The 26,447-nt window shown below is 42.0% G+C and carries 25 protein-coding genes, 1 tRNA gene and 2 pseudogenes; 10 read left to right on the top strand and 18 right to left on the bottom strand.

Features of this window, described 5'->3' with window-relative positions:
* Positions 1-125: 125 nt before the first annotated feature.
* The 4 genes and pseudogenes from M0Q51_09395 (at position 126) to M0Q51_09380 (ending at position 3,068) form a co-directional block, all read left to right on the top strand.
* Positions 126-1,151: a bifunctional oligoribonuclease/PAP phosphatase NrnA gene (locus M0Q51_09395; protein MCK9400189.1), complete on the top strand. Its 1,026-nt coding sequence runs from the start codon at positions 126-128 to the stop codon at positions 1,149-1,151.
* A 41-nt stretch (positions 1,152-1,192) separates the two neighbouring features.
* Entirely contained in the window at positions 1,193-1,699 is a 507-nt protein-coding gene (locus M0Q51_09390; protein MCK9400188.1) for an FKBP-type peptidyl-prolyl cis-trans isomerase, read from the top strand.
* Positions 1,700-2,222: 523 nt separating this feature from the next.
* Positions 2,223-2,531 (top strand): annotated as a pseudogene (locus M0Q51_09385) (FKBP-type peptidyl-prolyl cis-trans isomerase).
* Positions 2,532-2,801: 270 nt separating this feature from the next.
* Positions 2,802-3,068: pseudogene (locus M0Q51_09380) on the top strand (FKBP-type peptidyl-prolyl cis-trans isomerase).
* On the opposite strand, the gene cysQ reads toward M0Q51_09380, so the two are convergent.
* From cysQ to M0Q51_09340, 8 genes are all read right to left on the bottom strand, one after another.
* Positions 3,024-3,863: a 3'(2'),5'-bisphosphate nucleotidase CysQ gene (cysQ, locus tag M0Q51_09375; protein MCK9400187.1), complete on the bottom strand. Its 840-nt coding sequence runs from the start codon at positions 3,861-3,863 to the stop codon at positions 3,024-3,026. The pseudogene M0Q51_09380 and the gene cysQ overlap by 45 nt on opposite strands.
* A gap of 23 nt (positions 3,864-3,886) precedes the next feature.
* A complete protein-coding gene (gene uvrB / locus M0Q51_09370) occupies positions 3,887-5,929 on the bottom strand; it encodes an excinuclease ABC subunit UvrB (protein MCK9400186.1) in 2,043 nt (680 codons plus the stop codon).
* 59 nt (positions 5,930-5,988) lie between these two features.
* Positions 5,989-7,125: an endonuclease/exonuclease/phosphatase family protein gene (locus M0Q51_09365; GenBank protein ID MCK9400185.1), complete on the bottom strand. Its 1,137-nt coding sequence runs from the start codon at positions 7,123-7,125 to the stop codon at positions 5,989-5,991.
* Positions 7,126-7,207: 82 nt separating this feature from the next.
* Positions 7,208-8,134 carry a rhomboid family intramembrane serine protease gene (locus tag M0Q51_09360; protein MCK9400184.1) on the bottom strand — a complete coding sequence of 309 codons (927 nt, stop codon included), beginning with the start codon at positions 8,132-8,134 and terminating at the stop codon, positions 7,208-7,210.
* Positions 8,135-8,141: 7 nt separating this feature from the next.
* Positions 8,142-8,993, bottom strand: coding sequence for a rhomboid family intramembrane serine protease (locus M0Q51_09355; GenBank protein ID MCK9400183.1), 852 nt, complete (start codon positions 8,991-8,993; stop codon positions 8,142-8,144).
* 12 nt (positions 8,994-9,005) lie between these two features.
* Positions 9,006-10,841 carry a DNA mismatch repair endonuclease MutL gene (gene mutL / locus M0Q51_09350; GenBank protein MCK9400182.1) on the bottom strand — a complete coding sequence of 612 codons (1,836 nt, stop codon included), beginning with the start codon at positions 10,839-10,841 and terminating at the stop codon, positions 9,006-9,008.
* A 3-nt stretch (positions 10,842-10,844) separates the two neighbouring features.
* The gene (locus M0Q51_09345) at positions 10,845-11,147 is read right to left on the bottom strand and encodes a hypothetical protein (GenBank protein MCK9400181.1); all 303 of its coding nucleotides are present in this window, start codon (positions 11,145-11,147) and stop codon (positions 10,845-10,847) included.
* Entirely contained in the window at positions 11,144-11,701 is a 558-nt protein-coding gene (locus M0Q51_09340; GenBank protein MCK9400180.1) for a hypothetical protein, read from the bottom strand. Before M0Q51_09340 ends, M0Q51_09345 begins: the two co-directional genes overlap by 4 nt.
* A 124-nt stretch (positions 11,702-11,825) precedes the next feature.
* On the opposite strand from M0Q51_09340, the gene M0Q51_09335 reads away from it, so the two are divergent.
* Complete coding sequence (locus tag M0Q51_09335) at positions 11,826-13,469, top strand: amidohydrolase (protein ID MCK9400179.1); 1,644 nt, start codon at positions 11,826-11,828, stop codon at positions 13,467-13,469.
* A 43-nt stretch (positions 13,470-13,512) separates the two neighbouring features.
* On the opposite strand, the gene M0Q51_09330 is transcribed toward M0Q51_09335, so the two are convergent.
* Positions 13,513-14,079, bottom strand: coding sequence for an HD domain-containing protein (locus M0Q51_09330; protein ID MCK9400178.1), 567 nt, complete (start codon positions 14,077-14,079; stop codon positions 13,513-13,515).
* Between the two features lie 16 nt (positions 14,080-14,095).
* Positions 14,096-15,061 (bottom strand): lysophospholipase, encoded by a 966-nt coding sequence (locus M0Q51_09325; protein MCK9400177.1) that lies wholly within the window; start codon positions 15,059-15,061, stop codon positions 14,096-14,098.
* A 326-nt stretch (positions 15,062-15,387) separates the two neighbouring features.
* Here M0Q51_09325 and M0Q51_09320 point away from each other — a divergent pair, with 326 nt between their 5' ends.
* On the top strand, positions 15,388-16,008 hold the full coding sequence (locus M0Q51_09320; protein MCK9400176.1) for a hypothetical protein: 621 nt from the start codon (positions 15,388-15,390) through the stop codon (positions 16,006-16,008).
* 180 nt (positions 16,009-16,188) lie between these two features.
* Here M0Q51_09320 and M0Q51_09315 read toward each other — a convergent pair.
* Positions 16,189-16,262, bottom strand: a tRNA-Arg gene (locus M0Q51_09315).
* A gap of 168 nt (positions 16,263-16,430) precedes the next feature.
* On the opposite strand from M0Q51_09315, the gene M0Q51_09310 reads away from it, so the two are divergent.
* Positions 16,431-17,597 (top strand): galactokinase, encoded by a 1,167-nt coding sequence (locus M0Q51_09310; protein MCK9400175.1) that lies wholly within the window; start codon positions 16,431-16,433, stop codon positions 17,595-17,597.
* A gap of 3 nt (positions 17,598-17,600) precedes the next feature.
* Here M0Q51_09310 and M0Q51_09305 read toward each other — a convergent pair whose 3' ends face one another.
* Positions 17,601-18,263, bottom strand: coding sequence for a YggS family pyridoxal phosphate-dependent enzyme (locus M0Q51_09305; GenBank protein MCK9400174.1), 663 nt, complete (start codon positions 18,261-18,263; stop codon positions 17,601-17,603).
* Positions 18,264-18,340: 77 nt separating this feature from the next.
* Between M0Q51_09305 and M0Q51_09300 the strand changes: the two genes are divergently transcribed.
* Positions 18,341-20,212, top strand: coding sequence for a sulfatase-like hydrolase/transferase (locus M0Q51_09300; GenBank protein MCK9400173.1), 1,872 nt, complete (start codon positions 18,341-18,343; stop codon positions 20,210-20,212).
* Between the two features lie 4 nt (positions 20,213-20,216).
* On the opposite strand, the gene M0Q51_09295 is transcribed toward M0Q51_09300, so the two are convergent.
* The 5 genes from M0Q51_09295 to serC are packed head-to-tail and all read right to left on the bottom strand — an operon-like array spanning position 20,217 to position 24,219.
* The gene (locus tag M0Q51_09295) at positions 20,217-20,393 is read right to left on the bottom strand and encodes a MarR family transcriptional regulator (protein ID MCK9400172.1); all 177 of its coding nucleotides are present in this window, start codon (positions 20,391-20,393) and stop codon (positions 20,217-20,219) included.
* 12 nt (positions 20,394-20,405) lie between these two features.
* The gene (locus M0Q51_09290) at positions 20,406-21,653 is read right to left on the bottom strand and encodes a DUF1015 family protein (protein MCK9400171.1); all 1,248 of its coding nucleotides are present in this window, start codon (positions 21,651-21,653) and stop codon (positions 20,406-20,408) included.
* 30 nt (positions 21,654-21,683) lie between these two features.
* Positions 21,684-22,148 carry a four helix bundle protein gene (locus M0Q51_09285; protein ID MCK9400170.1) on the bottom strand — a complete coding sequence of 155 codons (465 nt, stop codon included), beginning with the start codon at positions 22,146-22,148 and terminating at the stop codon, positions 21,684-21,686.
* A 38-nt stretch (positions 22,149-22,186) separates the two neighbouring features.
* A complete protein-coding gene (locus tag M0Q51_09280; GenBank protein MCK9400169.1) occupies positions 22,187-23,107 on the bottom strand; it encodes a 3-phosphoglycerate dehydrogenase in 921 nt (306 codons plus the stop codon).
* A 38-nt stretch (positions 23,108-23,145) separates the two neighbouring features.
* Complete coding sequence (serC, locus tag M0Q51_09275; GenBank protein MCK9400168.1) at positions 23,146-24,219, bottom strand: 3-phosphoserine/phosphohydroxythreonine transaminase; 1,074 nt, start codon at positions 24,217-24,219, stop codon at positions 23,146-23,148.
* 143 nt (positions 24,220-24,362) lie between these two features.
* Between serC and M0Q51_09270 the strand changes: the two genes are divergently transcribed.
* Positions 24,363-25,424, top strand: a complete 1,062-nt coding sequence (locus M0Q51_09270) for a hypothetical protein (GenBank protein ID MCK9400167.1) — start codon at positions 24,363-24,365, stop codon at positions 25,422-25,424.
* Between the two features lie 157 nt (positions 25,425-25,581).
* Positions 25,582-25,737, top strand: coding sequence for a type II toxin-antitoxin system PemK/MazF family toxin (locus M0Q51_09265; protein ID MCK9400166.1), 156 nt, complete (start codon positions 25,582-25,584; stop codon positions 25,735-25,737).
* A gap of 53 nt (positions 25,738-25,790) precedes the next feature.
* Here the strand turns inward: M0Q51_09265 and M0Q51_09260 are convergent, their stop codons facing one another.
* Positions 25,791-26,264, bottom strand: coding sequence for a hypothetical protein (locus M0Q51_09260; protein ID MCK9400165.1), 474 nt, complete (start codon positions 26,262-26,264; stop codon positions 25,791-25,793).
* Positions 26,265-26,447 lie beyond the last annotated feature (183 nt).

Raw genomic sequence — 26,447 nt, 5'->3', positions numbered from 1 at the left:
TAAAATAAATCCATTGTTCTCCGGCATTAGTGAATAAAGCCCTTCGAAATCAAAGGATAAAATTCAGGTATCACTTTAAATAACCAACTAAATTTGTTTACTTTGCTGATTATTACAAGTTTCCTTTGAAGAATTTCGAATACGAAGATATTAAAGATTTAATCGGTCATAGCCGGTCTATCCTTGTTACCAGTCATCATAACCCAGATGGCGATGCGATAGGATCTGTTCTTGCCCTGGCCGGTCTGCTGAGTAAAATGGGAAAGGAGGCCATTGCCATGGTACCCAACGATTATCCTGCTTTCCTGAAATGGATGCCTGGAAGCAATGAAGTAATCATCTTCCGGCTAAATGAAGAAAAAGCTAAGGATATCATTTCCCGCTCCGACCTTATCTTTTGCCTTGATTATAATGCCCTTAATCGCATAGATGTCATTGAAAAGGCATTAAGAAAAGCCGGGGGAAAAAAGATACTCATCGACCATCACCCTGATCCTGTTCTGACCGATTTTGACTTTTATCTCTCAGTCATTCAAACTTCATCAACCTCTGAACTACTTTACCGTTTTATAGAAGGTTGTTCCTGGCTTGACAGGATCGACAACGATATCGCGACCTGCCTGTTCGTGGGGATTATGACCGATACCGGTTCTTTCAGTTTTTCCTGTAATTACGCGGACACTTTTCAGATTACGGCTTCACTGCTTCGGACAGGCATCAACCCGGAACAGATACACCGGCTCGTATATGATACCTATTCAGAAAACAGGTTACGCCTGCTGGGATATTGCCTGATCGAAAAACTGACGATCCTTCCTGAATTAAGCACTGCTTATATAGCTTTGTCGAAAGACGAAATCGACCGCTTCCATCATCAGGTTGGCGATACAGAAGGTATTGTCAACTATGCACTTTCTATTGAAAACATCAAAATTGCCGTCTTAATGACTGAAAGAAAGGACCGTATCAGGCTTTCTTTCAGGTCGAAAGGCGACCTTTCCGTTAACAATATCGCTCGTGAATATTTTAACGGTGGCGGTCACAAAAATGCGGCCGGCGGTGATTCATTTGTTTCCCTCGACGAAACTATCATTAAACTTAAAGAAGTGCTGGTGCAATACAAGGAAAAGATTGACCGTTCTTCATTCTGAAGGATTTATCCATGATTTCTGTCAATACAGTTTTTAGATTTTTGACCTTTCTGGCGTTAGTCATACTTTTCACGCATTGTGACAGGAGTGGCCCGGGAAAGCCTCTTCAAAGCCCTTCGAAATATAAAGAACCGCTCATTAAAGCCAACCAGGAAGCCGCAAAGACAGAAAATGAACAAATTGAAGATTTCATTTTTCGTCACCACTGGAATATGGAGACAACCAATACCGGTATCAGATATATGATTACTAAACAGGGGATTGGTGCAAAAGCTCAGGATGGCAAGACTGTGAAGTTATCTTATACATTGAGCTTGTTAAACGGTGACACGGTTTATTCGGCATTAAAAGATGGTCCTATTGTTTTCCAGGTTGGTAAAGGCCAGGTGATCACAGGCTTGGAGGAAGCTATTTTATTGCTAAAGGTAGGTGACCGTACGAAATTTATTATACCTTCGCATCTCGCTTATGGCCTGATCGGTGACCAGAAAAAAATACACAAAAAAGCTTCCCTGGTCTATGATATAGAATTCATCAGCATGTATTAGCAAACATTAATTAATAATATTTATGAGCTTAAAGAAAATTTTAATCCTGACTATCGTCCTGGTAAGCATTTCTGCCTTGATGATTTCCTGCAACATGGGAGCATATCCCGGATTTAAAAAGACCAAGACCGGTGTTTATTACAAAATCTACAAGGATGACAATAACGATACTGCTAAAGTCCGTATTGGCAGCATCCTGACCCTTTCTCTGAAATACGGACTTAAGGATTCAGCGCTTTTTGACAGCAAGAATGTACAACAACCCATTGTCCTGCCTGTCGCAGAATCACAATATGAAGGCGATTTTTATAAGTGCCTGCAACTCCTTAAACAGGGTGACAGTGCCACGTTCGTGCTGAAAGCCGGGCCATTGTTCACCAAAACTTTTGGGCAGCCTGCCGTACCTGCTTTCCTTACTGATGAGAGCGACATTTATTTTGAGGTAAAAGTGCAAAAAGTCCAGACACAGGCAGAAATTGACAAAGAGGCCGAGGTGAAGAACATGCAACTGGAACAGGAAGAAATGATACGCCTTCAGGAATATGTCACGAATAATAAAATTACCGTACAGCCAACCAGTTCAGGTATTTACTTTCTCGAAACAAAAAAGGGAACCGGAAAAACAGCGGTAAAGGATGGCTATGTTAATGCTCATTATACTGTTTATTTACTGGGCGGTGAAAAGCTTTTTTCAACAATTGAAAGAGGTGAACCTGTGGATTTTAAATATGGCAGCCAGTTTGAGAACAAGGGCTTCCAGGAAGTTATAGGCATGATGCGTGAAGGCGGAAAAGCTAACGCTATTGTACCTTCTGCAATGGCTTTCGGGGCCCAGGGCGCAGGCAGTGTAGTCCCAGCTTTCAGTACACTTTACTATGAGGTTGAGATGATTAAAATCATGAGCAATGAGGAATTTGAACGTAAACAAGCTGACAAAAATGCAAAACAAATGGCTGAAGCATCCCGGAAGGAAAAGGAGGAAATTGCATCCATTCAGAAATATTTGAAAGATAATAACATAACACCTACCACTATTTTGCCTAATGGCTTGATTTATATTGAAAAACAAGCCGGGACAGGCCCGAAACCTATCGATGGCAAGAAAGTTAAAGTCCATTATACCGGCAAACTGCTTGATGGCACCATGTTCGATTCTTCTGTTGAAAGAGGCGAGCCGTTTGAATTTGCGCTTGGCCGCAGAGCTGTAATCGAAGGATGGGATGTTGGCATTGCCTTGATGAATGAAGGCGGTAAAGCAACATTGATCATTCCATCTAAACTGGCATATAAAGAAAAGGGAGCCGGGGATGTAATCCCGCCTTTCTCACCGCTCGTTTTTGATGTGGAATTGATCGAAACAGAAAAATAATCTGCTGGCCACAAACCAGGGATTATGAAGGTCAGGTTTGTTATAAAGGACTGCTTCCCCTGAATCGGCCTGAACCATTTTGCCACCTGAAATCTCCACGATCGCCTGGCCGGCAGCGGTGTCCCATTCCATGGTTGGCCCTAAACGAGGGTAAATATGTGCCTTCCCTTCAGCAATCAGGCACAATTTCAGTGAGCTTCCTATGGAAATAAAATCAAGGTCTGGTTGGTTTTTCTGCAGATTCTGTACAAAATCTGTTGTTTCTTGCGAAAGGTGAGATCGGCTGCCCACTACAGTTACTGTATGAAGCAAGCCTGGCAAAGGCAAAGATTCAGCATCTTGCATCATTTTCTCAAGGCTCATGTCGCCTTTGCCTTCCAGTATGATTTTAAAGGCCCCTGTTGAACGGGATGCAAAGTAGAGTAATCCGCTAACCGGCACCAGTATAACTCCCATCACGGCCTTCCGATTACTAATCAGGGCGATGTTAACCGTGAACTCGCCGTTTCGCTTTACGAATTCTTTTGTCCCATCTAAAGGATCGACCAACCAGAATCTCTCCCAATCCTTTCGGATCTCATAGGGGATATTTTTCCCTTCTTCACTCAGTATTGGCAGTCCTGTCGCCTTCAAAGCATTACAAATGGCTTCATGGGCATATTGGTCAGCCAACGTCAGCGGACTCTTATCCACCTTAAACTCGACTTCAAATTCCTGCCCGTAAATATCAAGGATTTCGGAACTTCCTGAGATAGCTGCACATATAGCTGCTTGTAAAAGCTCCTGGTCATTCATTTTATTGATATGGAATATTTGGTTTATAATTTCTTTGAACCAGATTTTCTCTCATTAAAGTAATCTTCAAGGGTGAACATTTCGTCGCGGAGTTTCGCTGCATTGATAAAATCGAGATCTTTCACCGTCTTTTCAATCTCTTTTCTCAGATCCGAAATGGATTTTAACAACTGGGCATCAGTCATATATTGAAGCACAGGATCTGCGGCGACTTCAACATCCTGTTTTTCATAGTAAGCCTGAGGCTCTCTCTTTTTTGCATCGGCCACAACAGTTTGCCCCATAATCCGTTCAACAGATTTAATTATTGCAGTGGGGGTGATGCCGTGCTCTTCATTGTAAGCCAGTTGTTTCTCTCTTCGACGGGTGGTCTCATCGATAGTCGTCCGCATGGAATCAGTGATCTTATCTGCATACATGATAACGCGGCTATCAATGTTTCTTGCCGCCCTTCCGGCTGTCTGGGTAAGTGATCGGGCAGAACGCAGAAATCCTTCTTTATCCGCATCAAGAATAGCTACCAGAGACACTTCAGGCAGGTCGAGCCCTTCTCTTAGTAAATTAATGCCAACTAAAACATCAAATTTACCCAGTCGTAAATCTCTCATTATCTCCACCCTATCAAGTGTCTCGACTTCAGAATGGATATATTGGCACTTAATGCCTAATCTTACCATATATTTCGTCAGTTCTTCCGCCATCCTTTTTGTGAGTGTTGTCACCAATACCCGGCTCCCGCTTTTAACGGTTTTGTCGATTTCTTCAAGCAGGTCGTCAATCTGATTCTGGCTGGGCCTGACTTCGATAACCGGGTCCAATAGCCCTGTTGGCCGGATCAGCTGCTCAACAACCACACCTCCTGAACGCTGAAGTTCATAATCGGCTGGAGTAGCACTGACATAAATGATCTGGTTGACCAATGATTCAAATTCGTCGAACTTAAGCGGCCTGTTATCAAGTGCAGAAGGCAGCCTGAACCCAAACTCCACCAGGGTTTGCTTCCTGGAGCGGTCGCCGCCATACATAGCCCTGACCTGAGGCACTGTAACATGGCTCTCATCAATTACCATGAGATAATCGTCAGGGAAAAAATCGATCAGGCAAAAAGGACGGGTGCCTGAAGCTCTTCCGTCAAAATACCGCGAGTAATTTTCAATGCCGGAGCAATAGCCAAGTTCCCGCATCATCTCCACATCATAAGTAACCCGTTCTTCCAGCCGTTTGGCTTCAAAAACCTTTCCGACTTCCCTGAAATAGGCAGCCTGCTTCCACATATCTTCCTCGATCTCCTTTAAAGCTTCTTTCATCTTGTCCTGAGAAGTAACGAAGATATTTGCCGGGAAAATGGTGATCTCATCATGCTTATCCAGACGGAAGCCATTCAGGGGATTAAAAGATTCGATGCCTTCGATCTCATCTCCAAAAAAAACAATCCGGTAGGCAAAATCGGCATAAGCAGGGTAGATGTCCACACTATCACCCCTGACCCTGAATCTGCCCCTTCCAAAATCAGTCTCCGTCCTGGAATATAATGCATCGACGAGGGAATAAAGTAATCGGTTGCGGCTGAGATGCTCGCCGGTTTTGATGCGGATAACGTTGTTATTAAAGTCATCCGGATTTCCAATTCCAAAAATGCAGGAAACAGATGAAACCACGATAATATCTCTTCTACCCGAAAGTAATGAAGATGAAGTACTCAACCGCAACTTCTCAATCTCCTCATTGATAGAAAGGTCTTTCTCAATATAGGTATTGGTGACCGGAAGATAAGCTTCAGGCTGATAGTAATCGTAGTAGGAAACGAAATATTCCACAGCGTTATCAGGGAAGAATTGCCTGAATTCCCCATAAAGCTGCGCTGCCAGCGTTTTATTATGGCTTAGCACGAGGGTCGGCCGTTTGATTTGGGAAATAACATTGGCGATAGTAAATGTTTTTCCCGAACCGGTCACCCCCAATAAGACCTGGGCAGGATCGCCGCGCTCAATGCCTTCCAGTAGCTGCTTAATGGCCTCCGGTTGGTCGCCGGTGGGTTTAAAGTCAGATATTAGCTTGAAGTCCATAAGACGCTGTTAATATACTTTTTACAATCCTGATAAAATGTGGCTGTCAACAGAAATATTTAATTCTCCTGTCTCTTTCCCATTATGCAGGTCACTGGGTAATGATCAGATAGTTTAATGAGTTTCCTGCTGCAATTCCAGGATACGAAATAGTCATCGTACAGGATAAAATCGATCCGGTAGGATGGAAGCTTTCCAATATAGGTATTTCCAAACCCCTTGCCACTCTGCATAAAGGCATCTTTTAGATTGACTGTCAGTTGCTGATATGCATAAGAGTTAGGCGTATCGTTAAAATCGCCGCATAGGATAACAGGGTATGGGGACTGGATAATACAGGATGACAGGTTATCAACCTGCGAAGCTCTCCTGGCAAATGCAGTCTTCAGTTTTTCAAATATCCTCCGCGAACCTTCCTGGATATCTTCATTTTCTTCGAATTGCAGATCAAACTCCGAAATGAAATTATAATCCTCATGCTTGAACCTGAGAGATTCTAAATGGATATTAAAAAGTCTGACCGTATCTTTATCCATCAACAGGTCAGTAAACAGGGCATAATTATGTTGATTATCCTTTTTTACCGAACCTGAGTTGAGGATTGGATATTTTGAAAAAGTGAAAATGGCATCAATTCTCTTGCGGGGTTTTTCAAAGTATTGAATATATGCATGAAACGGCATTTCCAGGCGATCAGACAGTGAGTCGATGAAAGCTTCCGGATCCGGATGCACGATGGCAAATTCCTGAAGGCATAAAATATCAGCATCTTCTTCATCCAGAAAATCAAGAATCTTGCTGCGGATTTGAGGCTTGATAAGGACAACATTATCGTTTGAAAGATTTTTAACATTATAGCTGATTACCTTGAAAGAACTGCTGTTCGCGGAAGGCGTTCCGGGTGAACTGAATTGGACTAAGCGCTCCAGATGGTTCCACCCCGCTAAAATAAAGATGGCCGGGATCAGGAATAGCCACCTCAAACGAAGTATCCAGTAAATAACAAAGAAAAGGTTGATAATGATCAGGAAAGGATAAAGCAAACCGAAGAAAGGCAGGATCCAGCTTTTCACAGGGCTGACATGCACTGACAGGTAAGATAAAGCAAGGGCAAATATGAATAAAATATTTACAATCAGAATAAAGCTGTTAAAAAATCCCAGCCTTTTATTTCCAGATGTTTTATTCTCAGCCATTACTTATTCCGGGTGAATTTACTTTAAGTACTTTGTAAGCTATTGGAGAATATAACATTCATTACCCCATAGTTACATAAGACTAGTTGCTTGAATTACTCGATTTAAAAAGAATTTCTTTTTCATCTGAAGTCAGGCTTTCATAACCTGAATTTGATATTTTATCGAGAATGTCATCAATCATTCTTTGTCTTTGGGCCCTGCGTATGTTGTAGTCATCATCTGTAAGAGGCCGTCCAAAGGTTGAACTTGTATTGTTATATTCAATCCGCAGTTTGCTTTTTCTCATCTTCCGGAAAAATTCCTTTAAACGGGACATGCCAAAAACCCCGCTGAAATTCATCCCTTTGCGCCTTGCAACGATATAACTGAGTCCAAACAAAGCCCCGCCAATATGGGCAATATGCCCTCCGGCATTTTCCGACCTGATCATAAAGAAATCAAGTATAAATAAAAAGAGAGCAATATAAAAGATTCTTATTTTCCCTAAGAACAACAAATGTATTGAATAACCAGGGACATAAAAAGAAATCGCTGTGACTATGGCCATCACCGATGCAGAGGCTCCCAGGGCAAACGATAAATCCAACGATTTTTCAAATACGGGAAAAATATTATAGAAAAGCAGGTATAAAATACCACCTGATATACCGCCTGATAGATAAATCAACAATAATTGCCCGGATTTGAGAAACTCAAGAAATATTTTACCAAACCAGAAAAGCCAGAGCATATTGAAAAGAACATGCAAGAAATCGATGTGAAGAAACATATAAGTAATCAGGGTCCAGGGATGGGAAAGGAGGCTTCCAAGGTTAGCCGGCAAGGCAAAATAATCAACTATATAATTCGTCAGCGTGGAATCAGGGACATTAAATAAGAAGGAGAAAACCCTCATGGCACCAATACCAACCCAGATCGCAGCATTAATAAGGATAAGCCTTGGTAATACGGCTTTTGACCTGAAAAACCGGACGATATCTTCTAATGGATTAAAGTTTGGGTTCATGATTACATTAATATAACCTGCCTCGTTTCTTCCAGTAAAGAATCAGGAAAAATCCAAATATCATGCCGCCAAGGTGTGCGAAATGGGCAACATTGGAATCTGCCCCGCTGAAACCATAAAACAATTGAATAAGACCATAAATGATCACGAAATATTTAGCTTTTATCGGGAAAAGGAAATAGATAAAGATCAGTGTATTCGGGAAAAGCATACCAAAGGCCAGTAAGATGCCAAAAACAGCACCTGACGCACCAATTACATTTGGAAGGCTGAGGTAATATTCCCGGTAATCCACCAGGAAGTCATGCGCAATTTGCAAAGCCTGGCGGTTTTCAGGGCTGTAAGCAAGGGTTTGCAGGGCTTCCTGGAACTTTTGTGCCTGGGAATAAATATCACCGGAATATTGATTAATCTGAAGGGCATGTTGATTGATGAAATCAAAGATCGCGGGGGCATTAGGATCGGCGATTAACCCATTAAGCAGTATCACTGTAGGGTTGACAGTAATGAAAATGACGAGGCATTGAACTAATCCCGCTCCGATTCCGGTGGCAAAGTAATAGATCAGGAAACGCCTGGGCCCCCATATGTTTTCTAAAGCATACCCGAACATCCAAAGGGCAAACATATTGAAAAACAGGTGCCAAAAATTACCATGAAGGAACATGTATGTAATAAACTGCCAGGGCCTGAATGCCATGGAAGCCGGATAATGCAAGCCAAGTAAATCTTCGAGGTTGACACCGAATGATTTCTCCGCTACAATCTGCGCAATGAACATTAATCCATTGATGATCAGCAGATTCTTCACCAGAGTCGGTAATAAGGAAAATCCCCTCGGTCTGAACTGTTCTGTCATATTAAACCCGTATTAACGGTTTAGTAATTGGTTGATTTGATCCACCGGGATGATAGTAAAAACCTTTCGCCCGTCAGGAGTTAAATCCGGGGCTTTACAGGAAAATAGCTCATCAATAAGATGGCTCATCTCTTCTGTAAAAAACCGTCTGCCTGATTTAGCAGACACACTGAAAGCCAAAGAGCGTGCTAAATTAGTGCTTTTATCCAAACCCAAATCAACAAGATTCTTCTTATACTGGTCTAATAAATCTTCCAATAGCGCCTGCAGGTCCGTGTCCTGCATACCGGATGGAGTACCTGATACAACAAACGTATTTTTCCCAAGTTTGTTCAGGTGAAATCCAAGGATATTCAGGTCTTCCATTATCTCATCGACCAATTCACCGTCACTTGGACCAAATGAAACCTGAAAAGGAAATAGCTCATGTTGGATTATTTGCTGATGATGCTGGATACGGTCCAGGTATTGTTCATAAAGGATCCTTTCATGGGCCCGCTGCTGATCGATCACAACCAGGCCCGATTTGATACTGCTGACCAAGTAGCGGTTATGGAACTGGAAAACGCTTGCCCTGTCAGCTTCCTGAGATGCGGTTTGAAATTCGGTTTCACTGAACAGACCATCGTTCTGAGGTGACTGAATGCCTTTGAAGTCATTGTTATCATAAAGGCCTTCCCATCCCTTAACGGGCGCTTTAAACCAAGGTTCACCTGTCGGTTTCTTTTTATCGACGGAATGGTCAAATGGATTGTAGTCCGATGGTGGTACATCAAATGGGTTCTTTACCTGACGCCCATCTTTCGGAGGTGAATAATCGTGGCTTCGTTCCACATTAAAGTCAATGCTGTCCAATATGTTATTCAAGCCTAAACATTGCCTCACAGCAGACCGGATGACAGCATATATCACTTTGTTGTCAAGGAAATTTACCTCCGTTTTTGTGGGGTGGATATTGATGTCAATGGTGCCGGGATCTGTATCGATGTAAATAAAATAACTTGGCACTGCATCAATGGGAATTAGCTCCCGATAGGCGCTTTCAATGGAATGATGGAGGTAAGGGTGACGGATATACCTCCCGTTGACAAAAAAAAATTGTTCGCCACGGGTTTTACGCGCAAATTCCGGCTTTCCAATGAAACCAGTGATGGAAATGGCATCGGAGATGTGTTCTACCGGCATAAGCCGCTCGTTATAACCGGAGCCAAACAAAGCAAGAATGCGCTGTTTTCTGCCTGTTACCTGCAACTGGTAAAGAATTTTTTGATTCTGATGGAAAGTGAATCGGACTTCGTGATAAACCAGGGAAACACGAAAAAACTCATCTACAATGTGCTTTTGCTCAGCCGATTCTGCTTTTAAAAAACTTCTTCTTGCCGGAACATTAAAAAAAAGGTTTTTAACCTGGACGGATGTCCCGGCCGGGCAACTGCAGTTCACCTGGTTTTTAACGCGTGATCCTTCAACTTCAACCAATGTTCCCAATTCATCCTCGTGTCTGCGCGTTTTCATTTCAACCTGGGCGATAGCAGCTATGGAAGCCAGGGCTTCGCCCCTGAAACCCAGCGTTCGGATCGCGAAAAGGTCGTTTGCCTGCCTGATCTTGCTGGTCGCGTGCCGTTCGAATGACATACGGGCATCCCTTTCCGACATCCCGCCTCCGTTATCTACCACGTGAATAAGTGTCTTTCCCGCGTCTTTAATAATCAGGTTGATTTCCGTCGCACCTGCATCAATGGCATTTTCAAGCAACTCCTTAACAGCGGAGGCCGGGCGGAGAATAACTTCCCCGGCAGCTATCTGATTGGCTACAGAATCAGGAAGGAGTTGAATGATGTCAGCCATTATTTACCGGACGAAAAATGAAACAAACTTGTCGACAAAGTCTGTAAAAAAGATCAGGTATATTGCAAAAACAGCAAGGAATAGATAAAAGAAAATCCGGTATACCTGATTCCTTTTATCAGCACTCTTTCTCTCAACTTTCCATTTTCTTCTTATCTCTGCCCGCATGTGCTCCCTGGGGTCTTTATCCTGTAAAGCATTCAGGGTTTTTTTTCGCTCTTCAGCTTCCTCTTTTTCCGGATCGTAATAAATCGGCTTGTAATTGAAAGGCCTGGGCTTAGGCCTTCTGAAAAAAAAGATGTTCATGACGCCCTGGAAAGAGATGGGAGCCGATGCCTGGCAAAAGAATAAATCCCAAAAAATATTCCATTATAGAACAGTGCACCCGCGATTTCATTGAGGAAGAAGGAAATCCCAAGCGAGCCATTATTAATGAATGCCAGGCCGGCGATATAAGATTGCATTAGCCCGCCAAAAGTTTGAGGATAAAATGGGCTGGCGAGCCAGGAAGCAAAGTTGGTAAGCAGGAAAAATATGACAGAAGATCCAACGGACGCCGCTACTACAGTTGCAAATCGTATATTGCTCCTGATCCAGGTACCAATCAACACGGTCAGGCCAAATGCAAGGTATACCGCCCACATATCTTTATGTAAACCAAGTACCAGGTCACTAAGGAACATGGCTGCAAAGGGAATCAGAAAAGCAAGGTGCTTCCTGCCGATGTATGCCCCTCCAAATAAAGCCATCGCAGCAATAGGTGTGAAATTTGGCCAGTGGGGGATAAAGCGGAAAAAGGCACCGGCAATGATCACAGTGGCGATAAATATTAAGCTTGGTTGTATTTTTCTTTTATTCATGTTCTTGCTTTTTATTTCATGGTTACAAATATAATAAGGTTTTATCTTTTAGATCGCCTTGATAAAGATTTTAATTAACAGGCTTTTTTTAATTTTGTTCGAAACAATTAAATGTGGAATCTTAATGATGGGAAAAATACACACGTTCCTTTTAATATCGCTGATCATTTTTACCGGCTGTAATATGAGTGAGAAAGCTGACTTTATCCTTATCAATGGGCTGGTCTACACCGTTGATTCATCTTTCACCACGAAACAAGCATTTGCGGTTGGCAAAGGACTTTTTTTAGCCACAGGGACCAATGAAGAAATACTGAAATCATTCGAATCGGAACTGGTTATTGATGCCGGGGGAAAGCCGGTTTTTCCGGGGTTGATTGATGGCCATTGCCACTTTTATGGCTACGCACTCGGGCTTCATCAGTCGGTTAATCTCAAAGGAACCCGTTCGTTCGATGAAATCCTTCAATTGCTTCGGAAATACCATGAAAATCATCCCAATGGCTGGATTTTAGGCAGGGGTTGGGATCAGAACGATTGGGAACTGAAAGAGTTTCCTGACAAATCAATGCTTGACCAGCTTTTCCCGGAGAACCCGGTTGTATTGACACGGGTGGATGGGCATGCAGTTTTGGCTAACAGTGAAGCGCTCCGCTTGGCTGGCATTACTGCCCAAACCAAAATGGAAGGGGGAGATGTAATCCTTCATGATGGTAAACCGACAGGAATTCTGCTCGATAATGCAGCCGACCTGATGAAGGGAGCTATTCCGGAAGATGATAAACTTCAAAAAGAAAATGCCCTGATAAGTGCCCAAGACGATTGCTTTAAAGTCGGACTAACGTCTGTAGTGGATGCCGGACTTGATTTCGAAACCATCATGATGATCGATTCTTTGCAGCAATCCGGGAAATTAAAAATGCGGATCAATGCCATGTTAAGCCCTACCGATAAAAATATCAGGGAGTTTGTTGAAAAAGGGGCGTTTCAGAAAGAAAGGCTGACAGTAAATTCAATCAAGCTTTATGCCGATGGTGCGTTAGGCTCAAGAGGCGCTTTATTGCTGGAGCCATATAGCGATGACCCGGGAAATTATGGCATCCGGATGTCTGAACCCGATTATTTCCGGGATATCCTTATCAAAGCTTATGATAAAAATTTCCAGGTCAATACCCACTGCATCGGTGATTCGGCCAACCGGATGATGCTTCATTTGTATGGTGAAGTACTGAAAGGGCATAATGACAAGCGTTGGCGCATTGAACATGCTCAGGTAGTTCATCCCGATGATTTTCAGCTTTTTGCAAAATTCAATATAATTCCTTCTATCCAAAGCACCTATTGCACTTCAGATATGTACTGGGCTGAATCCAGATTAGGAACAGACCGGGTTAAAGGAGCTTATGCTTACAATAAGTTGCTGCAGCAAAACGGTTGGTTGGTCAACGGTACTGATTTTCCAATCGAGGAGATCAATCCTTTGCTGACGTTTTATGCTGCGGTTGCCAGAATGGATGAAACAGGATACCCTGAGGGTGGTTACCAGATAGAAAATGCCCTGAGCCGAGAAGAAGCCCTTCGCTCAATAACCATCTGGGCAGCAAAAGGGAATTTCGAAGAAGACATAAAAGGCAGCATTGAAGCGGGGAAATTCGCGGACTTTGTTATACTTGAGAAGGATATCATGACAATAAATCAGGCTGAAATTCCAGGTATTAAAGTGCTTAAGACTTACCTGAACGGGGAACTGGTTTTCGAAGCTAAGTAATGTAAATAGAACGCGAATGACGCGAATTTTCGCGAATATTCAATCACAAATAAATAATGTCAGTCCCAAAAAGCCCCATCATCTCCTCAAATACTTTCCATTTATCCTCACCGTATTTACTAACGCTCTTTTTCACCTTCTCCAAAGGTTTAGGCAGAAGGAGATCATCTGCTGATTTTGAGAAGAATTTGTCAGCGTAACAAATAATTTTTTCTTCGATGGTCTGGGGTGTCATATCCCTTTTTGGAAGGGGGAGATGGTGCTTTTCAATATCTTCAAGTGAAATCCCCACGCCGATATGTCGTTCGCAAATCGGTGCAATCAACGGAAGGCCTTCCTTTTCGAGTAATTCCCGCCCTTTATAGCCATGTGCAATATAAGGGAGATCACCAAAACAACCGATTTCAGGGGCATCCGTGTAGAAAATCCCGATATCATGCAACATCCCTCCAAACTCAATAACATCCTCATCAGCATGGAACTGCGGATGCGACCGGGCAATCTTTAGCGCAAGTTCCTTCACCGCCTGGGAATGCGGCAAATAGATGTTGTATCCGATTGAGCCTGGAGGATAGTACTTTTCGATGATATCAATAATTCGCCTATTCATTCCAAATTCCAAGTTTCTAGTTTCTAGTTTCTAGTTTCAATTGCTGACTGTTGACTGCTGACTGAAGACTAATTCTCTCTTTGATCCATTCCACCAAATCCCCATAAACTTCCTCCCGGTTCATTTCGTTCAGCATTTCGTGACGGCCGTTACTGTATAGTTTCATCAGGACCTGTGCCCGGGAGAATTTTGAAAGCAAATAGTTGATCTTCTGCGGATCTTTTCCGAATTTACCCGCAGGGTCCATCCTGCCTGCAAAGATGTACACCGGTGTTCCGGCCGGAATCTGCTTCAGATTGTCGAGTTTGGAGATATATTTAAAGCCATAGAAAAAGTTCTGATAAAACCGGTTAGAGCAGGGAAATCCGCAGAGGGGCGAGCTTATATATTCATCCACTATACTTTCCTCGCTGCAAAGCCAATCAAATGCTGTCCGTTTAGGCCTCAGCCTGTTATTATATTGCCCGTATCCCAGGAAGATCAATAATTTAGAGCAGTCTGCCGGTCCAAAAAAGAATGATAACGTGCCAGCGATAATAAGACCAATGTTGGCCATGAATGTGGATTGCCGGACAGCGCCGGAAAGGATAAAACCATCGGCTTCCCGTCCGTGCTTCATCATATAAGTCTGCGCCAATACCGAACCCATGCTGTGTCCAAGGAGAAAAACCGGGATTCCGGGATGTTCCGCACGAATCTTTTGGGTTAAAATATGAAGAATTTCAACCGATCGCTGCCAATCGTCCTCGCGGGGAAAATGCCCCAGGTCTGAGGAAGTTTTAGCGGTGAGCCCATGCCCGATGTGATCGGATGCATAAACGGCAATCCGATGCTCGTTCATCCACCTGGCTACATGATCATAGCGCAAGGCATGCTCCATCATGCCATGAGCGATTTGCAGGATAACCACAGGTTTTTCAGGGACCCAGGAATAAACTTGTACTTGAAGATGATCCTCCGATTCAATTTTGAATAATTCCATCAGACAAATGAAAGTATAATTTTTGGAATTATCTGCAAAGTAAAGAAATAAACCGAAGCCATATAAAATGCAAAAAGCAGCCGGCAATCATTACTACTTATGGTCACTTTGCCATCACCAAACCCAGCTTTATGCCTTATCATGGTGAGGCTATTTCTCGAATCTAAATCTGATGTCCTGGTAAACTTGCTTTATTGATTTCATAGTTCCTTTTTCTTGTTTAGCGGAATTTTAGTAAGCTTATACCCGGAATGTTGAGAAATTTCGTATATTGTGATAACCAATTCAAATATGTTGAATAATCCATCCTTACAAATCCAGCACCAATGCAAACAGGCCCAAAAATAAAATTAGCAATTGATCTTCATAGGATTGATAAGTTTTTCCCCCTGGATTACAATTCACAAGGGGGCTTTGATTATAATATGATAATTGACAGGCAAAGATATGATGAAGTGGCGGCCCTTCTTATTGAATATGATATTTCCGAAGACCAGGCCATCCTGGAGATTTGCTTCATACTTCTCTGGATTGAAAAAGAAACTCAGTCAGGTGATGACAAGGATAACTATTCAGGAAAGTATTATCAAATGTGGGCTGAACTGGATAAGCTAAAGCAATATTTAATGAATAACAGGATTACATCAATAAGTTTCAAGGGGGAATATGAAAGAAATAAACCCAATGAAGTCATTACATTGCAAGAGGAAATAAATATTGACAGGGTTTGTGACGGGATAAGATCAATATTCCGGGATGAATTTAATAATGATAAACAAAGAAGAGGAAAAAAGGGCCTAAGAACCTGGAAAAGAAAAAAGATGATTCGGGTCAAAAATAATATCCTGAATTACTTTACGACAATTCCCAGTCTGGATGAACTTTCATTAGAAGACCAATATTACCTAATTGGCAAACTTTCAGACCTGGCAGGAATACCAGGATAAATGTAGTTTTTATCTGTTTCCCCGGAATTTTGGGAAATATACCCGGTGGGAAGGAGGGGGTATTAACAATTCTGTCTAAAAAATTGCTTATCTCAATCGTTGTTTGTTGTTTCGCTTGTAAATGCAAAAAGCAGCCGGCATTTACTGCCAACTGCCTACTGCCTACTGTCAACTTTGAAGTGAACCCGAAAGGAGTCGAACCTTCAACCTTCTGATCCGTAGTCAGATGCTCTATCCAATTAAGCTACGGGTCCATCGGACTTAAAACCGGCGCAAAAATACAAATTATTTAAGAAAGATCATCAATTAACAGTGTTTATTCTGGCTTGTGGATTATATTTGTTGATTGGATCAAATACGCATAAATTTACGTAATGTGTATTCCATTTATTTCAATTTATTTCAATTGTATCTCTGTTCCTATGGAAAATAAACAACTGATATCCCAATTCCTGCAAATCTACGGCGTAAGTGAAGAAGATGTTCATTTTTATTTTGCCCCCGGCCGGGTAAACCTTATCGGTGAACATACCGACTACAATAATGGTTTTGTACTGCCTTGCGCTTTAAGTTTCGGGACTTATTTAAGCGTCAGGAAAACGGATGAACCTTATCTTGAATTTCAAAGCCAGGGATTTAGTTATACCCTGAAGTTGCCACTCAGGGATAAATACGAAAAATCCGGCCAGGAATGGATCAATTATCCATTAGGAGTCATCGAAATGTTTTCTCAGAAAGGGAATAAAACCGGAGGGCTTCAATTTTATTACGCCGGCAATATTCCACCGGCAGCAGGATTATCTTCGTCTGCATCCATTGAAATGGTTACCGCCTTCGCGTTAAATGATTTATATGGTTGGGGATATAATGTCATGGATCTCATTCATTTGTGCAGGAAGGCCGAGAATGAATTTATCGGGGTCAATTGCGGCATTATGGATCAGTTCGCGGTAGGGCAGGGGAAAATGAATCATGCTATTTTCCTGAACTGCGGAACACTTGCCTTCCAGCATGTACCGCTGAATTTACCAGGATACCGTTTAGTGATCACCAATACTAATAAAAAACGGGGACTGAAAGATTCAAAATATAATGAAAGAGTTGCCGAGTGCAGGAAAGCTGTGGATTACCTCTCAGAATCCCTCAGTATTAATTCTCTCGGTGAAGTAGGATACCAACAATTTATGGAACAAAATCAACTGATCAGGGATGAAGTAGTGCTGAAAAGGGCCAGGCACATCGTTACGGAAAACCAGCGTGTCCTGGAAGCTGTTAAAGCCCTGATGAATAGGGATTTTCAATATTTTGGACAACTGATGGTGCAATCACACAAATCCCTTCGCGATGACTATGAAGTGACGGGTTTTGAACTTGATTCCCTGGTCGAAATCTCTTTGAATCAAAAAGGAGTTTTAGGAGCAAGAATGACCGGTGCAGGATTCGGGGGATGCACTGTAGCCTTCGTTAAAGAAGAAAATCTTGAAGAATTTATTTCCGGAGTTTCAAAAGCCTATAAAGAAAAAACCGGCCTGGAAGCTCAGTTTTACCTGCCGGAGGTCGGAGATGGAGTGAAGAGGATTGAAACTTAAAACTTAAACCTTCCCAAAAATTCCTGTTCCAATCCGGACGATGGTGCTGCCTTCCTCAATCGCAATCTTGTAATCACCAGTCATGCCCATGCTGATTTCACAAAATTCCGGACTTTCCTTGAAAAACGAGTTTTTCAAGTGAATTAACGCAGTCTTCAGACTGCGGAATTCCCACCGGATCAGCGCTGTATCATCCGTAAAGGAGGCCATGCCCATTACCCCGTTCAGGCTGATATTCTTCATCTCAGCATACTCCCGGCTTTTCAGCAGCAATTCGGCTTCTTGCAGGTCAAGACCGAATTTGGTTTCTTCGGTGGCAATATGAAATTGAAGCAGGCACCTGATCAGGCGGCCATGCTTTTCAGCTTGTTTATTGATTTCCTGCAATAGTTTCAGGGAATCAACCGATTCGATCATTTCGACAAATGGGGCAATATACTTTACTTTGTTGCTCTGAAGATGCCCGATAAAATGCCACCGTATATCTGGCGGAAGAAATGGTTGTTTCGTGATCAGTTCCTGTGATTTGTTTTCACCAAAAAGTCGATGACCTGCGTTATAGGCTTCCAATATTATCTCGACCGGCATGGTTTTAGAAACTGCCACAATTTTGACATTGGACGGAATTTCCCTGTGTAACTGCGTCAGATTAATACGGATAGACATGATGCTATTTTAATGCTCAAACAAATTTAAGACAGATTAACGGCTTTATCAATAAATTTGCGGCAAAATTCAAAAAATTGAAACGACTCTTTTTCTCGCTAATCCGCCAATACCTGTTCTGGATGATTTTTTTCTTCCTTCTCAGAGCTGTTTTCCTCATCTATCATATTAATTTACTGAAGCTTGAAGATATAACAACAGGGGAGGCCCTACTTTCTTTCTGGCATGGCCTGAAACTCGACACTGCCACAGCAGCCTATATCCTGATCATTCCATCTTTATTTCTGTTGATCCAGGGATTATTTAAGGCACGATGGCTAAATACGGTTAACAAAGTATACACGTTTATATTGATACTGGTTTGGTCGCTCATTACAGCAGTTGAGCTGGGTTCATTTGCAGAATGGAAATGCAAATTGTCGACCAGTGCCTTCGCCCATGTGAAGCATATATCAGAAGCGTATTATTCCATTTCTGCCGAGCAGTTCTTCAGTTTGTTATTCTTCCTGGTAGTAATGACAGGTAGTTCTTTCATCCTGTATTCCAAAGTGTTTTATATGAAAATCTTGGAAAGGTCACGGTTGATCTATTCCTCTGTTGTCTTCTTCATCGTCGCAGTTCCATTGCTTTTCGTCCTGCTAAGGGGTGGCATAAATGATATAGCTATTTCGCAAAGCTCTGCGCATTATTCTCATCACAGCATACTGAACTGGGCTGCGGTTAATTCAGGTTATCAGTTTGCGGTCAATGTAATGGAGACCAGCAGGTATAAAAAGTCGAATGCTTACCAATTCTATGACCTTAAAGATGCCAGGAAAACGGTGGAAGATATTTTGCGCACTGAAAAGGATACGACAATAAGCATCCTTAACAGTAGCAGACCTAACATCGTAATCCTGTTAATGGAGAGCTGGACCGCTGACATCATCGAATCATTAGGGGCCAGGCCCGGCATTACTCCGGAATTCGCCAAATTGGAGAAGGAAGGATTATTGTTTACACGGTTTTACAGCACCGGGAACAGGTCGCACGAAGCTGCCGCTACCATATTCGGCGGACATCCTGCATTGCCCTATACGACATTCACTGCTAATCCCGAAAAATTCAGAAAAATGCCAAGCATGGTCAAAACCCTGAATGCTGCGGGATACAACACTTCTTTTTATTTCGGCGGCCAGCTTGATTACGGGAACATGCGGGCTTATTTACTATTTAACCAGTTTGAAAAGATGTTTGAAGAAGCCGACATTGATCCTTCCATTCCAAGAGGGCGCCTTGGGGTACATGATGAATACCTTTACCGGATTCATATCGATGAAATGAAAGACGCAAAGGAACCCTTCTTCAGCGTCGTATTCACATTAAGTTCACACTCACCTTATGATTTCCCGATGGATCCTGTGCTCGACTGGGCAGGGCCTGAAAATCCATTTATAAACTCAGCTTATTATGCCGATAAATGTCTCGGTGAATATTTTGAAATGGCCCGCAAACAGCCATGGTTCGATAATACTCTGTTCATTATTATCGCTGACCATGGCCATAATTCATACATGAACTGGCGCTATGAAAGCTATGAGTACCATCGCATCCCATTGTTTTTTTACGGAAACGTGTTAAAAGATGAATTCAGGGGGGTGAAATCCGATAGGATCTCCGACAACAGTTGCCTGACAAAAACCATTCTGAAGCAGCTAAACCTTCCGGCAGATGAATTCAACTGGGGGGACAACCTTTTCAATCCCTATGCACCGGAGTACGCTTATATCGTGCTAAATGACGGCTATACCTGGAAATCCCCCGAAGGGGAAATTGTTTACAGCATGAATTGGAATCATTACTATAAAAAAGACTTCCCTGAAGGGACAACTCCTGAAAAGGAAGAAGCATTTATACGTAAAGGAGAATCCTACGTGCAGGTTTTGTTCCAGGATTTTCTGGACCTTTAACCTATTATTTAGCCTGGTAGTAGCACCGCTTTGGCGAAGTAACCAAATTTTCTTTAACCAGGACTTTTATGGCTTTATCAACAGCTTCTTTATCCTGGCCGCATTTTTCAGCTACTTCTCCGCATTTAAGGGGCTCTTTCGAATCCCTGAGAGTTTTAAGAATGATTTGTTTGATTTCCATTGTTTTATATTTTTAATCCAATTTGTGAACAACAAGTCCGCTTCTAAGTTTAGGTTCAAACCAGGAGGTTTTAGGCGGCATGATATTCCCGCTGTCTGCAATATCAATGAGCTGCTTCATCGAAACCGGGTATAACGCAAAAGCAACGGCCATTTCTCCACTGTCGACACGTCTTTTCAACTCACCCAATCCACGGATCCCGCCAATAAAATCAATTCTTTTATCCCGTCTCAGGTCTTTAATCCCCAGAATCTCATCAAGTACAAGTTTGGAAAGGATGGTTACATCAAGCACACCGATCGGATCATGGTCATTATAGGTTCCGGGTTTTGCCGTCAGTGAGTACCATTTTCCATCATGATACATGCTGAAATTATGCAAAAGTCCGGGTCTGTATATTTCATGGCCTTTCTCTTCAACCTCAAAGCCCTTTTTTAATTTTCCTAACAAGGCTTCTTTACTCAGACCATTCAAGTCTTTGACTACACGGTTATAATCGATGATTGTAAGCTGATTATCCGGGAAATGGACGGCAAGGAAGTAATTATACTCTTCAGAGCCATTATGGTTTGGATTGGCTTCTTTCTTTTCATTTCCGACCAGCGCTGCAGCGGCAGTCCGGTGATGGCCATCGGCCACGTAAACAAATGGGATTTCGGCAAAAAGCCCGATTAGTTCTCCGATGATCTTCTGGTCCCTGATCACCCAAAAATGGTGTCCTATTCCATCGGTCGAAATAAAATCATATTCAGGTGCATTTATTGCCACAAAAGTTGAAATAATCCGGTCAACCCGAGGATTTGCAGGGTAGGTAAAAAAGACCGGTTCCATGTTAGCATTGGTTACCCTGACATGTTTTTTTCTGTCTTCTTCTTTATCCGGCCGGGTCAGCTCATGCTTCCGGATCACGCCTTTAAGGTAATCATCAACGGAAGCGCAGGCTACCAGGCCATATTGGGTTTTGCCATTCATAGTCTGGGCGTAGATATAAAGATATGCAGCTTCATCATCTCTTAGCCAGCCCTGATCCTGGAATTTTCTGAAATTCTCAGCAGCCTTATCATAAACTTGTGAAGCATAGTGGTCTGTTTCAGGCGGAAGGTCTACTTCGGGTTTGATAATATGAAGAAGGGAATATTCGTTTCCCTTAACTTCCACTCTTGCTTCCTCGGAATCCAGTACATCATATGGCCTGGAAGCTAAATCTTTAACTATTTCCCCAGGGGGTCTGAGTCCCCGGAAAGATTTAATGACTGCCATAAAAATCAGTTAATCGATATTAAATTAGTTTTAATAGTGTTCAGAGTCAAACGAATGGTGCGGGACATCCAGATCCTCGTCAGTGTCATCCGAATCACGGACGCCTGTGGGGCCCCTTTGTAATGAAGATATCAGAGCACCGATCATTTTAGTCAATTCCATCAGGAAGTTCCTTGATTCATCTTCCTGTTTATCGGTCACGTAACCGAATTTTTTTACAGCTGAAGTAAGTACAAGGGATTCCCTGACTGAACTCTTAGCCATCTTCAGGTAATAAATGAACTGGCTTTTATTTCGCGCAGATCCCTCTGCAATATGCAAGGCAATTGCCCTGGCTGCCTCGTTAAACCTTGCCCCTATATTATCCTGGCACGTGTCAGGAAATAAAAGCGTGGTTGTATGCACCCATGACATGTATTCAAGTGCTTTGTGGTAAATCCTCAGGTCTTCAAACCTGAAAAAAGTCAGGTTCCTTTCATTTGATGCAGCATCCATAATAGTTGTTTTAATTGGTTTACTTTATAGATAACTTTTTAGTTTACTTTGAACCGTACATCTCCTTTTTCAAAAAATTCAACAATTTGTTTCGCTGCGGCCAGTCCGGCATTCACATTTGCTTCCGAAGTCTGGGCACCCATTTTTTTAGGTGTTACAAAAAATCTGCCGGTAAATTTTTCTTTCAAGGCTTCCAGGCAATCAGGGGCAACATCCGATACATACCTGAAGTCATCCCTTTCGGCAAAGACTTTTTGCAAGGAATCTTCGCAGATCACCTCTTTACGGGCCGTATTGATTAAGGTTGCACCTTTAGGCATTTTGGAAAGTAAATCGTAATCAATTGATTTCTTTGTTTTTTCATTAGCCGGAATATGCAAAGATACAAACTGGCATTTTGTGTATAATTCCTGCACTTCAGCAACAGGTTTGATACCGTCTTTAACCATCACATCTGCTGATACGAATGGATCAAAGGCATACACTTCCATCCCAAATCCTTTGGCTATCCTGGCGACATTTTTGCCAACATTGCCATAAGCATGCAGTCCGAGTGTCTTCCCCAGCAATTCGGTTCCGGAGGAGCCGTTGAAATAGTTCCTGATCTGATAAACCATCATGCCAAAGACGAGTTCAGCAACAGCATTTGAATTCTGGCCCGGTGTATTCATAACAACCACACCGGCAGAAGTCGAAGCGGGAAGGTCAATGTTGTCATAACCGGCACCGGCCCGAACAACGATCTTCAGATTTTTTCCTGCACGGATCACTTCGGGTGTTACCAGGTCACTGCGGACAATCATGGCATCCACTTGTTCAACAGCTTTGATCAGATCGGTGGGATCTGTATATTTTTCCAGGAGCAAAAGCTCATAACCCGCGCTTTCAACAATTTGACGGATCCCTTTCACGGCAATGGCGGCAAAAGGTTTATCGGTTGCAACCAATACTTTCCTCATAGCATTTGAATTAAGATTAATAATCAAGGAAAAATAGATCAGGAATTTTGATTGGCAAAATCCCTCATCGTACTGATCAAAAAATCAACACTTTCCATTGGCAGGGCATTGTAAAGGGATGCCCTGAAACCGCCCACGGAACGGTGGCCTTTTATGCCGACCATACCCTTGGAAGTAGCAAATTCCTGGAAAGCGGATTCGAGATGTTTAAATTCATCATTCATCACAAAACATACATTCATTCGCGACTGGTCAGCAGGATTTGGAATGGTTGGACGGAACATTGGATTCCGGTCAATTTCAGCATAAAGCTTTCCGGATTTCTGGATATTAATCTTTTCAATAGCCTTCACACCACCTAGTTCTTTTAACCACCTGAGCGTTTGCAGGCATGCGAAAATTGGAACCACCGGAGGAGTATTGAAAAGCGACCCTTTATCGATATGGGTCTTGTAATTCAGCATGGTTGGGATCTTACGGGTCACTTTGCCAACGGCATCGTCTTTAACTATAATGAATGTAACACCGGCAGGGCCGAGGTTCTTCTGGGCACCTCCGTAAATTAATGCATATTTGGAAACATCAATTGGCCGGCTTAAAATATCCGACGACATATCAGCCACCAGCGGTACCCCGAAATTAAAATCTTCAAATAATTCAGTCCCGTAAATAGTGTTATTAGTGGTAACATGGAAATAATCCACATCTTTAGGAACACTGAACCCCCGTGGGATATAATTGAAGGTTTTATCCTCAGAAGATGCCACCGTAATAACTTCTCCGAAAAGTTTGGCTTCCTTGATTGCTTTTGTGGCCCATTCGCCTGTATTCAGGTATGCTGCTTTGGTTTCAAGCATGTTATAAGGTAACATGGCAAATTGCAAACTTGCTCCACCACCCAGGAAAATGACAGAGTAACCTTCGGGAATATTTAACAATTCTTTGAAAAGTGCTACCGCCTCATCGATCACAGCCTGAAATTCTTTGCTGCGGTGAGAGATTTCCATCAGCGATAGCCCGATACCGTTCAGATTCATGATAGCTTCTGCAGTCTTTTCAACCGTAAATGCAGGTAAAATGGAAGGACCTGCGAAAAAATTGTGTTTTTTCATATTCGTTTAGATTTTAGAGCTTTGATCTGGTTACTGTTTAATATATAACAAAGAACAAAGATATAATTTTTAAATGGTCAATGGTATAAATCGGCTTATTTAAATTAACCCTAAATTTGCACAAAAGAGCTTTCTGTCTGAAGATGCATACTGAACAAATAATACACGATTTCTCCTCCTTAGGTAAGGAATTTTTAAAAGCTTCGCAGGAGGAAGAAATACTGCCGGAAGGTGAACCATCGCAAGCTTCATTATTAACATTTGAAATAGATAACAGCTGCTATTACAATCCCTGGTTTATCCCTTCATTTACCCGTTTTGCTTATGCCGCCTGGGCCGAATCCCTGCAAGAGGAAAAAGTAGCGCAATGGGTCAGGAAGTACCGCCCAATAATTGAAGAAGATAAAAATCCGGCTTCAGTTGGCATTATTATGGCCGGGAATATTCCTATGGTTGGTCTGCATGACCTGATTTGCGTTCTTGCATCAGGGAACCATGCGCTGATCAGGCTTTCTTCCTCAGATGACCACCTCATTCCGGCTGTCCTTGATACACTAACCACTATAAATGCCGGGTTGAAAAACCATTTCAGCCTGGTCCAGGGGCCGTTAAAGAATTTCGATGCTATCATCGCTACCGGTAATAATAATTCTTCCAGGTATTTCGATTATTATTTTGGCAGGTATCCGCATATCATCAGGAAAAACCGCAATAGTGTGGCAATTATTTCCGGCCATGAGACGGAAGAGGAGATGAAAAAGCTGGCTACAGATATTTTTATGTACTTTGGCCTGGGCTGCCGCAATGTATCCAAGCTTTACCTGCCGGATGGATTAAGTATCGAAGATATCATGCCGTTCTTTGACGATTACTCCTTCCTGGCTGATCACCATAAATACCGGAATAATTATGATTATCATAAATCAATCATGCTGATCAACAGGATTGAACACCGGGATAACGGTTTTCTGCTGGTCATGGAAGAACCTTCCCTGATGTCCCCGATCTCAGTTATCCATACAGAAACTTACCACTCCATTGAGCTGCTCAACAAGCATTTATACCAATTACATGACCAAATACAATGCATAGTATCCTGCCATAAAGAGATCGATGCTTCGATACCTCCTGGTCGCAGCCAACTTCCGGAACTATGGGATTATGCTGATGGTACAGACACTATGGAATTTTTAATGAAATTGTGAAAATCTATTTTTTTAAAATTCTTCTTGACTTTCAATTTAATTTGTAATATATCTGTTTCGCCAAGATATTTGAATTGATTTTTCTCACCGGGGCATTTAAGCCGCAAATTACCGTTACACGCTTACCGTACTGAAAGATACCCCCGAAGGCCGACAAATGGGACTTACGTTCGATTCGCTGATTGTGCTGGACCGGATTGAGCAGTTTAAAAAAATCAGGCTGGTAGGCCGCATCGGCTCCTGCCCGGAATCGGTTATTGATAAAATCGAAGAACTCCTGCGGAAAATCAAAGAAGATGGAGAGACAGTTTAAATTCATTAATAATTTGATAATAGAAGTTATTATCTACTTGAAAAAATTATTCTTTATTTAAATATTGATTTTTCAATTTGATAAATGAACCTACCGGTTGTATCGCTTTTCATTTCAATAAATTTATCTATTGAAACTTTTTGTATTTTAAATTTTTGTTGTGGATTTAAAATATCAAAATCACCAGTGTAATAATTGAAATTGCATGTATCATTTTCCCAATAAATAATTAGCTCAAATCCAGATGTGAATCCGGAATATAGAGGTTTAATATATGAAACAGGAATTTCACATTTTTCATATAAACCTGGAGTAAAATAGGTATAATTACCTGATTTAATTGATTCGAACTCAATTCTTGTTACTGAATTTCTCTCATCTTTAGAATACAGATGAATAAAATTGAAATTTGAATTACAACTGCTTATTATGAAAAGACTTATAATAAGACAAAGATTTAAACTAGATATTCTACTAATATTTATCATAGCCATATATGATCCCGTTATAAGATCCTTTTGCTTCACCTCTTGTTGGATTTTGTTCAAGAATTCCTTGTTGTATCGTTAGACTTTTATATAATTCATTAGTCCCTAAATATAGAACAATATAGTCCGTACAAAGAATAACTTACTAAATTTAAGCGTTGCCCCGTGCAGTGTAGACCGTTCAACTTATGATACTTTGATATCAATCATTAGTCTGGTCCT

This window comes from Bacteroidales bacterium (assembly GCA_023229505.1).
Classification (GTDB): Bacteria; Bacteroidota; Bacteroidia; order Bacteroidales; family JAGOPY01; genus JAGOPY01.
The sequence above is the reverse complement of the archived record's forward strand: the minus strand, read 5'-3'. Positions and strand labels throughout refer to the sequence as shown.

Excerpts from the sequence above, each read along its gene's own strand:
- cysQ (MCK9400187.1), bottom strand. The coding sequence starts at position 3,863 with ATGAATGACCAGGAGCTTTTACAAGCAGCTATATGTGCAGCTATCTCA.
- uvrB (MCK9400186.1), bottom strand. The coding sequence starts at position 5,929 with ATGGACTTCAAGCTAATATCTGACTTTAAACCCACCGGCGACCAACCG.
- M0Q51_09365 (MCK9400185.1), bottom strand. The coding sequence starts at position 7,125 with ATGGCTGAGAATAAAACATCTGGAAATAAAAGGCTGGGATTTTTTAAC.
- M0Q51_09360 (MCK9400184.1), bottom strand. The coding sequence starts at position 8,134 with ATGAACCCAAACTTTAATCCATTAGAAGATATCGTCCGGTTTTTCAGG.
- M0Q51_09355 (MCK9400183.1), bottom strand. The coding sequence starts at position 8,993 with ATGACAGAACAGTTCAGACCGAGGGGATTTTCCTTATTACCGACTCTG.
- mutL (MCK9400182.1), bottom strand. The coding sequence starts at position 10,841 with ATGGCTGACATCATTCAACTCCTTCCTGATTCTGTAGCCAATCAGATA.
- M0Q51_09345 (MCK9400181.1), bottom strand. The coding sequence starts at position 11,147 with ATGAACATCTTTTTTTTCAGAAGGCCTAAGCCCAGGCCTTTCAATTAC.
- M0Q51_09340 (MCK9400180.1), bottom strand. The coding sequence starts at position 11,701 with ATGAATAAAAGAAAAATACAACCAAGCTTAATATTTATCGCCACTGTG.
- M0Q51_09335 (MCK9400179.1), top strand. The coding sequence starts at position 11,826 with ATGATGGGAAAAATACACACGTTCCTTTTAATATCGCTGATCATTTTT.
- M0Q51_09330 (MCK9400178.1), bottom strand. The coding sequence starts at position 14,079 with ATGAATAGGCGAATTATTGATATCATCGAAAAGTACTATCCTCCAGGC.
- M0Q51_09325 (MCK9400177.1), bottom strand. The coding sequence starts at position 15,061 with ATGGAATTATTCAAAATTGAATCGGAGGATCATCTTCAAGTACAAGTT.
- M0Q51_09320 (MCK9400176.1), top strand. The coding sequence starts at position 15,388 with ATGCAAACAGGCCCAAAAATAAAATTAGCAATTGATCTTCATAGGATT.
- M0Q51_09310 (MCK9400175.1), top strand. The coding sequence starts at position 16,431 with ATGGAAAATAAACAACTGATATCCCAATTCCTGCAAATCTACGGCGTA.
- M0Q51_09305 (MCK9400174.1), bottom strand. The coding sequence starts at position 18,263 with ATGTCTATCCGTATTAATCTGACGCAGTTACACAGGGAAATTCCGTCC.
- M0Q51_09295 (MCK9400172.1), bottom strand. The coding sequence starts at position 20,393 with ATGGAAATCAAACAAATCATTCTTAAAACTCTCAGGGATTCGAAAGAG.
- M0Q51_09290 (MCK9400171.1), bottom strand. The coding sequence starts at position 21,653 with ATGGCAGTCATTAAATCTTTCCGGGGACTCAGACCCCCTGGGGAAATA.
- M0Q51_09285 (MCK9400170.1), bottom strand. The coding sequence starts at position 22,148 with ATGGATGCTGCATCAAATGAAAGGAACCTGACTTTTTTCAGGTTTGAA.
- M0Q51_09280 (MCK9400169.1), bottom strand. The coding sequence starts at position 23,107 with ATGAGGAAAGTATTGGTTGCAACCGATAAACCTTTTGCCGCCATTGCC.
- serC (MCK9400168.1), bottom strand. The coding sequence starts at position 24,219 with ATGAAAAAACACAATTTTTTCGCAGGTCCTTCCATTTTACCTGCATTT.
- M0Q51_09270 (MCK9400167.1), top strand. The coding sequence starts at position 24,363 with ATGCATACTGAACAAATAATACACGATTTCTCCTCCTTAGGTAAGGAA.
- M0Q51_09265 (MCK9400166.1), top strand. The coding sequence starts at position 25,582 with ATGGGACTTACGTTCGATTCGCTGATTGTGCTGGACCGGATTGAGCAG.